Genomic DNA, 12288 nt, shown 5'->3' with positions numbered 1-12288 from the left:
CTTGGGGCACGGCGCTCTTCTGTTCGGGCTTAATGTGAACCCATATAGCGGCCGCCATTGGTACTGATCGTCTGGCCGGTAATGTAGCTGGCCTCCTCCGACGCCAGATAGGCGCAGGCGGCGGCAATATCCTCCGGCTTGCCCACCCGCTTCATCGGCAGGGTCTGGGCAAAGGCATCGACGTCGATCGGTGCCGCGCGCAGCATGGGCGTGTCGATGAAGCCGGGCGGCACCATGTTGAACGTCACGCCACTGGCGGCGAATTCCAGTGCCAGCGCCTTGGTCATGCCCATCAATCCGCCCTTGGACGAGACATAATGGCCCTGGGCAAAGGAACCGGACTGGACCGAGGAGGAGGTGATGTTGATCACACGGCCCCATTGGGCGGCGAGCATGTCGGGCAAGACTTCCTTGGTCAGCAGATATGGTCCGCGCAGGTTGATGTGGATGACCTTGTCGAACAGATCATCGTCAATCTCCATGAACGGGGTAAAGGGCGCGATGCCGGCATTGTTGACCAGGATGGCGACGGGGCCGAGCGTGGCGCGGGTTTCCTCCGCCGCTGCGTGGATGGCGGCCTTGTCCGAACAGTCGGCGGCGATGGCAATGGCGGTGCCACCGGCATCCTCGATCATCTGCGCGGTTTCGGCGGCACCTTCGGCATTGATGTCCCAGATGGCGATCTTCGCCGTGTCTTCGGCTAGGCGGATGGCGATGGCCCGCCCGATGCCCGACCCCGCGCCCGTCACCACCGCGACCTTGCCATTGAGAGAGCGTGTCATCGAAAAATCCTTCCTGCCATGCCGACCATTTCGTCGTTTGAACGGGTGATCAACATCGCTGCCGAGCCTGTCAAGCAAGGCCGGCTTTGATCGCCTCGGCGAACCGGTGGCGCAGGGTCAATACCGCGCAAACAGCGCCGCAGGCAGCACGGCATAGGTCGCGTCTTGGGTGGGATCAGGCTTTGCGCCATGATCGGCGGCCGGAAGCAGCAGCTTCATATCGAACTGGACGTCGCGCCGCGCGAACAGCCAGCGGCCGTCTTCCTTGCGATAATTGTCGACATAGCGGACGCTTTGGACGTCATGCGCGAGGCCACCCTTGCCATCGGGGATCAGGTGCCAGGCGATGGCATAGACTTCACCTTGCGCCGTGTCGCCATCGACGCTGATTAGATGATTGCAGATATGGTGACTGCCAATATGCATGTGGGGCAGCGACCGTTGGAGAAAGGCGTAGTAGTTCGTGACCGGGCCGCTGGAATAAGGACCGTGATTGTCGATCCCATCGTCCGTATAGAGCGTGCGCAGCAGCGCGAGATCCTTGCGATCGACGCCACGCGAATAAAGCTGCGCCAGCTGTCGTATCTCTTCCTTGGCGACCAATATGTGCAGCGCGTCCATCCGGCCTCTCCCTTTTCCAATGGGAAGGGTCTAAGCCGGATGGTGTCGGCGCGTCATCACAGCCTTGGCCGATATCGGCCCGGCGATCCTGCTCCTAGCCCTTTGCCTCCTCCGGCCAATAAAGCTTCATAGGATTGTCGATCAGCAATTTGCGTTGCAACTCCGCCGTCGGCGCGATGCGTGGGATCATGTCGACCAGATGCCCGTCGTCGGGAATTGCATCCTGCATATTGGGGTGGGGCCAGTCGGTGCCCCACAGCACGCGATCCTGATAGTCAGCGACGAGCGGCGCGACCGCATCGGCAAAGGCGTTCCATGGGTCGCCATTCGGATCGAGGCGGTCGGGACAGGTGGCCTTGAACCAAATGTCGTCGCGGGAATCGAGAAAGGCGCGAAAGGCCTTCATATCCGCGCCGTCCGGTCCCTGGGTCACGTCGGGGCGGCCCATATGGTCGATCACGAGAGGCACGGGGATGGCGTCCATGAAGGGGCGCAATTCTTCGAGGATATCCGCCTCGAAATAGATGACGACATGCCAGCCCGCGGGTAGGCGGCTAGCGACTTCCAGAAACTTGTCCTTGGGCGCGTCGTCGACCAGGCGCTTGAGGAAATTGAAGCGGATGCCCCGGATTCCGCCGTCATGGAGGGCCAGGAGGTCAGCCTCTGAAATCGCCGGATCAACGACAGCGACGCCGCGCGCCTTGCCATCCGATTTTGCGATGGCGTCGAGCGTCGCGCTATTGTCGGTGCCGTGGCAGCTGGCCTGGACGATGACGTTGCGGGCAAAGCCGAGATGGTCGCGCAGGGCGAACAGCATGTCCGGTCCGGCGTCTTCGGGCAGATATTTCGCCTTCGCGCTGAACGGGAAGTCCGCCATCGGCCCGAACACATGGCAATGTGCATCAATCGCGCCGGGCGGGGGCGTGTAGAGCGGCTTGGATGGGTTGCCGTGCCATGAAACGATCCGAGTCATATCCTAAAAACTCCGTTCGCCCTGAGCCTGTCGAACCGTAGGTCGGCGAAGCCAACGGCTGTTGTTTTCTCAAGAAAAGTGCAGGGCTTCGACAGGCTCAGCCCCAACGGGTTAAGAAAAAATGGTACCATCCATCAATTTGCGGGCGGTGCGCAGCATGGCGGCGCTGGTGACCGTGCCGCTTTCGTCCAGTTCCATGACGCAGGTGGTTTCGCCGGTGGGATGCTCCACCGACAGCGTCTTGCGCGAACCGTCAGGGATGTTGGCGACGTCGGCGGCGGGCGACCCGTCGATCAGGCAGGCCGTCGCGACGCTGACTGCACCCAGCACGCCGATCGATGCATGGGCGCGATGCGGAATGAAACTGCGCACCGTAACCGCGCCACCATTGCGGGGCGGGGCGACGAGCATCATCTTAGGGACTGACTTTTCCGTGACGTCGCCCAGGTTCATGCGTTCGCCGACGGCGAGGCGGATCTTTTCGATCCGGGCCTTCAAGTCGCTGTCCTTGTCCAGCGTATCGCGATCCTCATAGCCGGTAATGCCGACATCGCGCGCCTGCATCACGACGCAGGGCATGCCATTGTCGATCAGGGTGACGCGGACGCCCTCGACTTCGTCATAGGCGTTGCCGGTCGGGAGCAGCGCGCCGCAGGACGAGCCAGCGGTGTCGCGAAATTCCAGCGGGATAGGTGCGGCGCTGCCGGGGACGCCGTCGATGCGAGCATCGCCGTCATAGCGGACAGTGCCGCCGGGGGTCTGGACCGTGGCGATGGCGATCTGGCCGGTATTTTCCATGAAGATGGCGACCCGCGTTTCGTCCTGTTGCGCGGCGACAAGGCCGCGCTCGATCACGAAGGGGCCGATCCCGGCGAGGATATTGCCGCAATTCTGCGCGTCGCTGACGATCGCTTGGTCGACGAAGACCTGCAGAAAAAGATAATCGATATCAACGCCTTCGCGGACTGACTTCTTCACGACCGCGACCTTGCTGGTCAGTGGGTCCGCACCGCCCATGCCGTCGATCTGGCGCGGGTCGGGGGAGCCCATGGCGCGCAGGAGGAAGGCGTCGCGGGCGGCTGTGTCGGTGGGGAGGTCGTCGGCCAGAAAATAGCCGCCCTTCGAAGTGCCGCCGCGCATCCACATAACCTTAGCGGAGGCAGGGGTCTCAGACATATTTGAGGCCCATTTCTTCGAGGCGGGGGCGCATATTATAGATGTCGAGGCCGAGTTCGCCTGCGGCGAGGCGGACGCGCTTGGCTTCTTCGGCGGCTTCGCGAGCCCGTGCCTTTTCCAGCACGGCAACGGCGTCGGCGCGTGGCACGACGCACACGCCGTCATCATCGGCGATGATCACGTCGCCCGCGTTGACCAGCGCATTGGCGCAGACGATCGGGACATTGACCGACCCCAGCGTGCCCTTGATCGTGCCCTGGGCGTGGACCGCTTTCGACCAGACCGGGAAATTCATCTGCTTCAAGTCGCGCAGGTCGCGGACGCCCGCATCGATGATCAGGCCGCGGCAACCGCGCGCTTGGGCGGAGGTCGCAAGCAAGTCGCCAAAATAGCCATCGGTGCAGGGGCTGGTCGGCGCGAGGACAAGGATGTCGCCTTCCTTGAGCTGTTCGATCGCGACATGGACCATCCAATTGTCGCCGGGAGGGGCGGAGATGGTGACGGCGCTGCCCGCGATCCGGGCACCGGGATAGATGGGGCGCATGTGCGGGGCGAGCAGGCCGGTGCGGCCCTGCGCTTCATGAACGGTCGCTACGCCGCACTGGGCGAGGCCGTCGATGACGGAAAGGTCCGCCCGTTCGATATTCTGAACGACGATGCCGGACATGGGCGCTTGCTCCTCTTTCCTAAACCAGACAGCGACATGGACAATAGTGGCGCGATGCTCAAATCCGTTCTGGCGCGGCTGCATAAAATTTTGCTAATTGTCAAAAATGCAGGTCGATCAGTTCAATATCCGGCATCTTGCCGCAATGGCCGCCGTGGTGGAGCAAGGCAGTGTCAGCCTGGCGGCGCGGGCGGTGAACCTGACCCAGCCTGCGGTGACCCAGGGCATCGCCAAGCTGGAGGCGCAACTGGGCGCGGCTTTGTTCGAGCGGCGACCGGGCGGGATGGTGCCAACGCCGGTCGCGCTGCGCTTCAAGCCACGCGTCGATGTGGCGTTGCGGCTGATCGGCAGCAGCCCGGTAACGGCCGCGCAAATCCGGGCCTTCGTCGCGCTGGCGCGCGGTGGCAGCTATGCGGCGGCGGCGGTGCAGGCCGGGGTGGCGGAGCCATCGTTGCACCGCGCGGTTGGCGATTTGGGGCTGGCGCTGGGGGGTGCGGCTGGCCGAGCGGCGGGGGGGGGGGGCTGATGCTCACCCGCGCGGGCGTGACGCTGGCGCGCCGATTGCGGGCTGGCGCTCGCCGAGTTGCGCCAAGGGCTGGAAGAGATTGCCGAACTGACGGGGGAAGATAGCGGGCGGATTTTGGTGGGAGCCATGCCGCTTAGCCGGGCACGGCTGCTGCCGCTGGCGATCACCAGCTTTCGCCGGGACTTTCCGCAGGTCGATATTTCCGTTGTTGAAGGGTCGCATGCCGAACTGGTGGGCCCATTGCGCGATGGCGAGATCGACATGATGGTCGGCGCATTGCGCGATGCGACCATCGGGCTGGATCTGGTGCAGCAACCCTTGTTCGAGGATCGGCCGACGATCTTCGCGCGGGCGGGGCATGTACTGGAGCAGGGCTGGAATGGCGATGATCTGCGGCACTTTCCCTGGATATTGCCGCCCGAAGGGACGCCGCTGCGGCAATTATGGCAGGCGATGTTCGCCGCGCTGGGTGGCGACCTGCCTGCCGTGCCGATCGAGTGCGGCTCCGTGATGACCGTGCGGCAATTGCTGGTGAGCGGCGATTATCTCACCTTGCTGTCGGTCGATCAGTTACGCGTCGAGTTGGACAGCGGGATGCTGGCCGATATCGGTCCGGCACCGGGCGAGATCAGCCGCACCATCGGTGTCACCAGTCGCGCCGATTGGCGACCGACCCGGTTGCAGCAACAGTTCATGGCGGCGATCGAACATGCGGTCGCAACCATGAATTCGTAAAATCTTATGTGACGCCCCCGGATATGATTGGCCGGGCGGGATACAATCCGGCATGTCCTTTCTTATGGAGCAGGAAGTCGGTCTTATCGGGTTTGGCGAGGCAGGGTCCACCTTTGCACTGGCGGGGGATTGGGCTGCGGCCGCCCATGTCTATGATGCCAAGACCGATGCGGCAGCCACGCGCGACGCCATGCTGGCGGCCTATAGGCAGGCGGGTGTGCTGCCCGCGCGCTTTCTGGAAGACGCGCTGGATGGCGTCGGGCTGATCCTGTCGCTGGTGACGGCGGACCAGGCGCTGGCGGTGGCCGAGGCTGCTGCGGCGATGATTGCGCCAGGCGCGCTTTATTGCGACATGAACAGCGTTGCGCCGCAGACCAAGCAGGCCGCGGAGCGCGCGATCGCGGCGGCGGGTGCCCATTATGTCGATGTTGCTGTGATGGCGCCGGTCGATCCGGCGCGGTTGAATGTCCCCCTGTTGTTGAGCGGTGGCCGTGCCGACGAAGCGCAGGCGCGGCTGGCGGCGCTGGGCTTTGCGAAGACCCGCATCGTGGGTGCCGATGTCGGGCGCGCCTCATCGATCAAGATGATCCGCTCGGTCATGGTCAAGGGGATGGAAGCGCTGACCGCCGAATGTGTGTTGGCGGCCGAGGCGGCGGATGTGCTTGACGAGGTGTTGGCGTCGCTCGACGCGAGCGAGAAGGCCAAGCCCTGGGGTGCGCGGGCCGACTATAATCTCGACCGGATGCTAGTGCATGGCCTGCGCCGTGCGGCCGAGATGGAGGAAGTGGTCAAGACGCTCGAAGGGCTTGGCACGGGGGCCGCGATGACGCGCGGTACGGTCGCGCGGCAGCGGGCGATCGGGGCGCTGGGGGTTAAGATGGTGCCGGAGGGGTTGGGCGCGAAGATTGCGCGCGTCGTGTGTGATTCTTCACTCCGTCATCCCCGCGAAGGCGGGGGTCCAACTCCGGCCCTGGCGGTGGCGGAAGCGTTGGGAGATGGGTTCCCTCCTTCGCGGGAATGACGGGGTTGTTGGGACGGGCGTGGTGCGCTGTCGCCTGAGACCCCAGCGTTCGCTGGGGTGACGGAATAAGGGTTGAGGAAAGAGACGCGATGAGCCTGATTATCGATTGCCATGGCCATTATACGGTGTTGCCCAAGGGGCATGACGCCTGGCGCGAAGAGCAGAAGGCTGCGTTCAAGGCGGGCACGGCCTGTCCGCCCTATCCCGACATCAGCGACGCGGAAATTCGCGAGACGATCGAGGCGAACCAGTTGCGGCTGATCAAGGAGCGCGGTGCGGACTTGACGATTTTTTCGCCGCGCGCGTCGGCCATGGCGCCGCATGTCGGCGACGAGGCGATGGCCAAGGAATGGGCAATGCGCTGCAACGACCTGATCGCGCGGGTGGTGGCGATGTTCCCCGAAACCTTCGTTGGTGTATGCATGTTGCCGCAATCGCCCAAGGCCGACATGAGCAACAGCATCGCCGAGCTGGAACGCTGCGTCGAGATGGGTTTCATCGGCTGCAACCTCAATCCCGATCCGGGTGGCGGGCATTTCACCCATCCGCCGCTGACCGACCGTTACTGGTATCCCTTCTACGAGAAGATGGTCGAGCTGGACGTGCCGGCGATGATCCATGTGTCGGGCAGCTGCAACCCGGCGATGCATGCGACCGGCGGCTATTATATCGCCGCCGATACCATCGCCTTCATGCAGTTGCTGGAAGGCGACCTGTTCAAGGATTTCCCGACGCTGCGCTTCATCATCCCGCATGGCGGCGGCGCGGTGCCTTATCATTGGGGGCGCTATCGCGGCCTCGCCGACATGCTCAAGAAGCCGGACCTGTCGATGCATCTGATGAACAATATCTTCTTCGACACCTGCGTCTATCATCAGCCGGGTGTCGATCTGTTGGCCGACGTGATCGACAACAAGAATATCCTGTTCGGATCGGAAATGGTCGGCGCGGTGCGCGGCATCGACCCGACCACTGGCCACTATTTCGACGACACCAAACGCTATGTCGATGCGCTGGAGATCAGCGATGCCGAGCGCGCTGCGATCTTCGAGGGCAATGCCCGCCGGGTGTTCCCGCGCCTTGATGCCCAGTTGAAGGAGAAGGGACTATGATAACAGAAGATCCCAAGCACCAGGATATCCATGAATATCTGGCCGAGATGGAGGATATTCCCGGCACCCGTGTCTTTACCGCCAAGCGGGCGCGGCAGGGCTATCATATGAACCAGTTTGCGATGAGCCTGATGAAGGACGAGAATCGCACCCGGTTCAAGGCCGACGAGCGCGCCTATATGGACGAATGGCCGCTGACCGAGGACCAGAAGGAAGCAATGCTGGCGCGCGATTATAATCGCTGCCTCGATCTGGGCGGCAATGTCTATTTTCTGGCGAAGCTGTTTTCGACCGATGGCATTCCGTTCGCCGAAGCCGTCAGCACCATGACGGACATGGAATTCCCGCAATATCGCGAGATGATGATGAACGGTGGTCGTTCGCCCGAAGGCGTGCGGTCGATCAGGGCCAATGAAGCTGCGGCTGCGGCCAAGAATGAGGATCGCTGATATGGCGCGAATTACTGCTGGTGTGGCGTCGAGCCATGTGCCGCTGCTGGGCGTGGCGTCGGACTTCAACAAGGATCGGGACGAGTATTTTGGCCCCATTTTCGCGGGCTATGACTGGACGCGCGAATGGGAGAAGGCCGAAAAGCCCGATGTCATCATCCTCGTTTATAATGACCATGCGTCCGCCTTCGACATGAAGATCATCCCGACCTTCGCGATCGGCTGTGGCGAGCGCTACAAGTCGGCCGATGAAGGCTGGGGCCCGCGCGCTGTGCCGGACGTCGAGGGGCATCCTGACCTTGCCTGGCATATCGCGCAGAGCCTGGTGCTGGACGAATTCGACATGACCATCATCAACGAGATGGATGTCGACCATGGCCTGACCGTGCCGCTTTCCATGATGTTCGGTAAGCCCGACGCCTGGCCGTGCAAGGTCGTGCCTTTGGCGGTCAACGTCGTCACCTATCCGCCGCCATCGGGCAATCGTTGTTGGGCACTGGGCGAGGCGGTGCGCAAAGCGGTCGAGAGTTTTCCCGAAGATCTGAATGTTCAGATCTGGGGCACGGGCGGCATGAGCCACCAGTTGCAGGGGCCGCGCGCGGGCCTGATCAACAAGGAATGGGACAATAAATTCCTGGACGGGCTGATCGGTGACAGCGACCATCTGCGCCGCATTCCGCATATCGAATATCTGCGCGAAACCGGCAGCGAAGGTATCGAGATGGTGATGTGGCTGGTGATGCGCGGCGCGCTGGGGAAGAAGACCCGCGCGCTGCACCGCCATTATCATGTGCCTTGCTCCAACACCGCGATCGGCCATCTGGTGCTGCGCCCGAACAATGGCGAAGGGCTGGACATGACCGGAAGCGATACGGTTACGGCGATCGCGGCGGAGTAAATCGGCGGGGTGGGCGCATGAGATCAGGCGCAGCGCCTGCCTCACGGCCCCACCCCAACCCCTCCCCTGAAGGGGAGGGGCTTTTTGATTGGTACGGAGATTATTATGCGTATTGCTTTGGCTGGCGCGGGTGCCTTTGGCGAAAAGCATCTGGATGGCCTCAAGAATATCGATGGCGTGACGGTGACGTCGCTGGTCGGTCGCCGGCTGGACGCGACCCAGGCGATTGCCGACAAATATGGCATTGGCCATGCGACCACCGAATTGGCCGAGACGCTGGCCCGCGACGATGTCGATGCGGTGATCCTGTGTACGCCGACGCAAATGCACGCGGCGCAGGCCATTGCCTGCATGGACGCGGGCAAGCACTGCCAAGTCGAAATTCCGTTAGCGGATAGCTGGGCCGATGCGCAGGAGGTGCTGGCCAAACAACAGGAAACGGGCCTTGTCTGCATGGTCGGGCATACGCGACGGTTCAACCCCAGCCACCAATATGTCCATAATCTGATCACCGCAGGCGATCTGAACATTCAACAGATGGATGTGCAGACCTATTTCTTCCGCCGCAAGAATATCAATGCGAAGGGCGAAGCGCGGAGCTGGACCGACCATCTTCTGTGGCATCACGCGGCGCATACGGTCGATCTGTTCGCTTATCAGGCGGGCAAGATCGTGTCGGCCCATGCGATGCAGGGGCCGATCCATCCCGAACTGGGGATCGCCATGGACATGTCGATCCAGTTGAAGAGCGAGAGTGGGGCGATCTGCACCTTGTCGCTGTCGTTCAACAATGACGGGCCGCTCGGCACCTTCTTCCGCTATATCGGCGACACGGGCACCTATATCGCGCGCTACGACGATCTGGTTAATGGCAAGGAAGAGCCGATCGACGTGTCAAAGGTGGACGTGTCGATGAACGGCATCGAGTTGCAGGACCGCGAGTTCATCGGCGCGATCCGCGAAGGCCGCGAGCCCAATTCGAGCGTCGCGAAGGTCTTCGACTGCTATCGCGTGCTAGGCGAATTGGAACAACAGCTGGTCTGATCGACATCCCTTCGGGGTCGCACGAAAGGGCGCAGTCGGGGCAACCGGCTGCGCCCTTTTGCGTCAGGCCGTCAGCAGCGGATGCGCCATGCGCAGATCGTCGAGCATATTTTCTATGAGCGCGACGTCCGCAATCGTACCGGTCGGCGTCGCGTTCCAGTTGCAATGGGGGTGGGTGGCGCGGCTATACACGCGCAGCGGGCCGATCACCCGGCGCCAGTGATGCTTGCTGCTGCCATGGTCGCGCACCAGTCGGGCCACGAGCAGGTCGATGAGCTTGTCGGCCGTCATGCGCCAACCCTTAAAGGCGCAGGCGGGTGCGTCAACTCTCGCGCGCGGCGCGCCAGCTGCGCGGCGGCTGGCCGACATGGCGGGCGAAGAAGCGCGAAAAATAGGCGGGATCTTCGAAGCCGACGGCATAGGCGATGTCGGTGACCGACAGCTGGGAATAAAGCAGCATCCGGCGCGCCTCCAATAACGCGCGGTCGTCGAGCATCTGCGCGGGCGAGCTGTTCGCGACGCGCGCGCAGGCCTGGCGCAGGGCCGTGAGGCTGACGCCGAGCGCGCGGGCATGGGCGGATACCGGCTCGCGCAGGCGGAACCGCTGGTCGATCCGTTCCCGCAGGCGCGCAACCAATGCGGCCTGGCGCGGGGTGCCGGGCTGAACCTGCTGGCCCAAAGTGGCATGACGTAGCGCCAGCACCATGAGATGCAGCAATGCGGATTCGACCGCAGCGCGCTGGCCTGGCCCGGCCCAGCTTAACTCCTGATCCATGCGGGTGATGGCGTCTTCTGCTGCGGCGCGGTCCGATCGAGGGAGCGCGACGGCTTGAGGGTGGGCGAAGAGAGGAACGAGGTCCGCATCGCGCAGGACGAGGTGGCGCAGATAGCTGTCGGCGATGGTGACCACGGCCCCGCGCGATTCACTGGCCCAGGTAAAACCATGGACGATGCCCGCCGGGATGAGCAGCAGGCAGGGGGCGTCGAAGCGAACCGCAGCCTCCTCCGCCTGCATCGCCCCGCCCCCTTCGGCGATCAGGATGATATGATTGAGGTCGCGATGGACATGGGGGCGGATTGTCCATTCGCTGGGTCGCGAGCGGTCGTCCAGACTTTCGACATGCACGAACCCCTCCGCAACGCTGCGCTGTGGCTCGCCATAAAGATAGAAGCTGGGGAGGGGCGAGGCGGTCATGGCTTATCGGCGTTGGCGCAGCGCCAGCAGCAATCCCGCGCCCAGCAACGATCCCGAAGCCATGACGATGGCGACGAGTGGCAGGGTGAAGTCGAGGCTGAACAGAAAGCCCGCCAATATCGGCCCCAACGCTGCGCCGCCCCGGCCCACGCCGATGACGATACCGGTCCCGCCCGCGCGCACGGCGGTCGGAAAGGACTGGGCGATCAGCGCATAGAGACCCACGACCGCAGCGTTCGTGAAGAAGCCGGCGGATGCCGCAATCAAGCTGAGGCCAGACAGTGTCGTCTGTTCCTGGCCGAACAACGTGACCATGATGGTCGATGCAACCATGGTAATGATGACCAGAGGGCGGACAGCGATGCGCCAGCTTAGGACGCTGAGCAGTAACGCACCCACTAGCCCGCCGACATTGGCCCAGACCAGCACGCTACCTGCGCTGGACGGAAGATAGCCCATATCAACAACGATCTTGGGCACCCATTTCAGGATGAAGTAGAAAGTCATGATGTGGCAGAAATAGGCGAGCGTCAGCAGGATGGTGGTGCGCGCCAGGCCGGGGGCGAACAGCGCGGTAAAGGAGGGTTTGGGCGCGGCTGCGTCCAGCGGCGGTAGCGCCGTGGCAGGGGCGTGGCCCATGCGGGCGAGCAGGCGATTGATCTTCAACAGCGCGCCTTGCGGTCGCGTCTGTACCAGGAAACCGATCGATTCGGGCAACAGCCATAGCGACAGCGGCAGGAACAGGGCGGTGACGATTCCCCCGAACAGGAAGATATCGCGCCAATCACCCGCGATCAGCAGATAGGAAGCGACCGATCCGCCCAGTATGGCGCCGACCGGATAGCCCGCCGCCATGATCGCGACCGCCAGGCTGCGCGCGCGCGCATTGGCGAGTTCGGCGACCATCGCGTTGGTGCAGGCAAGCATCCCGCCGATACCAAGGCCGGTTATCAGGCGGATAAGGGAAAGGGAGGTCACGTCCCAGGCGATCGTGGCTGCGCTCATCCCGCCCGCCATGACGACCAGGCACCCGATGATCGTGGGTCGGCGGCCGATGCGATCGGCGACATTGCCGAGCAATACCGACCC

At 63.2% G+C, this 12288-nt stretch carries 13 protein-coding genes and 1 pseudogene (1 of these 14 cut by a window edge); 6 read left to right on the top strand and 8 right to left on the bottom strand.

Features of this window, described 5'->3' with window-relative positions; all coding sequences use genetic code 11:
• Positions 1 to 29: 29 nt before the first annotated feature.
• The 5 genes from OVY48_RS01180 to ligK form a co-directional block, all read right to left on the bottom strand.
• Entirely contained in the window at positions 30 to 782 is a 753-nt protein-coding gene (locus tag OVY48_RS01180; RefSeq protein WP_313921673.1) for an SDR family NAD(P)-dependent oxidoreductase, read from the bottom strand.
• Between the two features lie 117 nt (positions 783 to 899).
• Positions 900 to 1403 carry a nuclear transport factor 2 family protein gene (locus OVY48_RS01175; protein ID WP_313921672.1) on the bottom strand — a complete coding sequence of 168 codons (504 nt, stop codon included), beginning with the start codon at positions 1401 to 1403 and terminating at the stop codon, positions 900 to 902.
• Between the two features lie 94 nt (positions 1404 to 1497).
• On the bottom strand, positions 1498 to 2376 hold the full coding sequence (locus OVY48_RS01170; RefSeq protein WP_313921671.1) for an amidohydrolase family protein: 879 nt from the start codon (positions 2374 to 2376) through the stop codon (positions 1498 to 1500).
• 111 nt (positions 2377 to 2487) lie between these two features.
• Positions 2488 to 3552: a 4-oxalomesaconate tautomerase gene (locus OVY48_RS01165; RefSeq protein WP_313921670.1), complete on the bottom strand. Its 1065-nt coding sequence runs from the start codon at positions 3550 to 3552 to the stop codon at positions 2488 to 2490.
• Entirely contained in the window at positions 3545 to 4219 is a 675-nt protein-coding gene (gene ligK / locus OVY48_RS01160; RefSeq protein ID WP_096062773.1) for a 4-carboxy-4-hydroxy-2-oxoadipate aldolase/oxaloacetate decarboxylase, read from the bottom strand. The genes OVY48_RS01165 and ligK overlap by 8 nt, the downstream gene beginning before the upstream one ends.
• Positions 4220 to 4325: 106 nt before the next feature.
• On the opposite strand from ligK, the pseudogene OVY48_RS23805 reads away from it, so the two are divergent.
• From OVY48_RS23805 to OVY48_RS01125, 6 genes and pseudogenes are all read left to right on the top strand, one after another.
• Positions 4326 to 5480, top strand: a pseudogene (locus OVY48_RS23805) (LysR family transcriptional regulator).
• A gap of 64 nt (positions 5481 to 5544) precedes the next feature.
• Positions 5545 to 6501, top strand: coding sequence for a DUF1932 domain-containing protein (locus OVY48_RS01145; RefSeq protein WP_313922038.1), 957 nt, complete (start codon positions 5545 to 5547; stop codon positions 6499 to 6501).
• Positions 6502 to 6590: 89 nt separating this feature from the next.
• Positions 6591 to 7613, top strand: a complete 1023-nt coding sequence (locus OVY48_RS01140; protein ID WP_313921667.1) for an amidohydrolase family protein — start codon at positions 6591 to 6593, stop codon at positions 7611 to 7613.
• Positions 7610 to 8062, top strand: a complete 453-nt coding sequence (gene ligA, locus OVY48_RS01135) for a protocatechuate 4,5-dioxygenase subunit alpha (protein WP_037475071.1) — start codon at positions 7610 to 7612, stop codon at positions 8060 to 8062. The genes OVY48_RS01140 and ligA overlap by 4 nt, the downstream gene beginning before the upstream one ends.
• Before the next feature lies 1 nt (position 8063).
• Complete coding sequence (locus OVY48_RS01130) at positions 8064 to 8960, top strand: class III extradiol dioxygenase subunit beta (protein WP_313921666.1); 897 nt, start codon at positions 8064 to 8066, stop codon at positions 8958 to 8960.
• Positions 8961 to 9065: 105 nt separating this feature from the next.
• Positions 9066 to 10004: a Gfo/Idh/MocA family oxidoreductase gene (locus OVY48_RS01125; RefSeq protein ID WP_037475066.1), complete on the top strand. Its 939-nt coding sequence runs from the start codon at positions 9066 to 9068 to the stop codon at positions 10002 to 10004.
• 63 nt (positions 10005 to 10067) lie between these two features.
• Here the strand turns inward: OVY48_RS01125 and OVY48_RS01120 are convergent, their stop codons facing one another.
• The 3 genes in view from OVY48_RS01120 to OVY48_RS01110 are tightly spaced (at most 31 nt apart) and all read right to left on the bottom strand, a layout consistent with a single transcriptional unit that may run on beyond the window.
• The gene (locus OVY48_RS01120) at positions 10068 to 10295 is read right to left on the bottom strand and encodes a hypothetical protein (protein WP_037478237.1); all 228 of its coding nucleotides are present in this window, start codon (positions 10293 to 10295) and stop codon (positions 10068 to 10070) included.
• 31 nt (positions 10296 to 10326) lie between these two features.
• Complete coding sequence (locus OVY48_RS01115; protein ID WP_313921665.1) at positions 10327 to 11199, bottom strand: helix-turn-helix domain-containing protein; 873 nt, start codon at positions 11197 to 11199, stop codon at positions 10327 to 10329.
• 3 nt (positions 11200 to 11202) lie between these two features.
• Positions 11203 to 12288 carry the 3' portion of an MFS transporter gene (locus tag OVY48_RS01110; RefSeq protein ID WP_037478235.1) on the bottom strand. Its footprint extends 207 nt past the window's final position, so the window shows 1086 of its 1293 coding nt (coding positions 208-1293); its start codon lies beyond the right edge, outside the window; the stop codon is at positions 11203 to 11205.

The sequence above is a fragment of the Sphingobium sp. SA2 genome (assembly GCF_032227065.1).
Taxonomy (GTDB): Bacteria; Pseudomonadota; Alphaproteobacteria; order Sphingomonadales; family Sphingomonadaceae; genus Sphingobium.
This window is presented reverse-complemented; position numbering and strand designations above follow the sequence as displayed.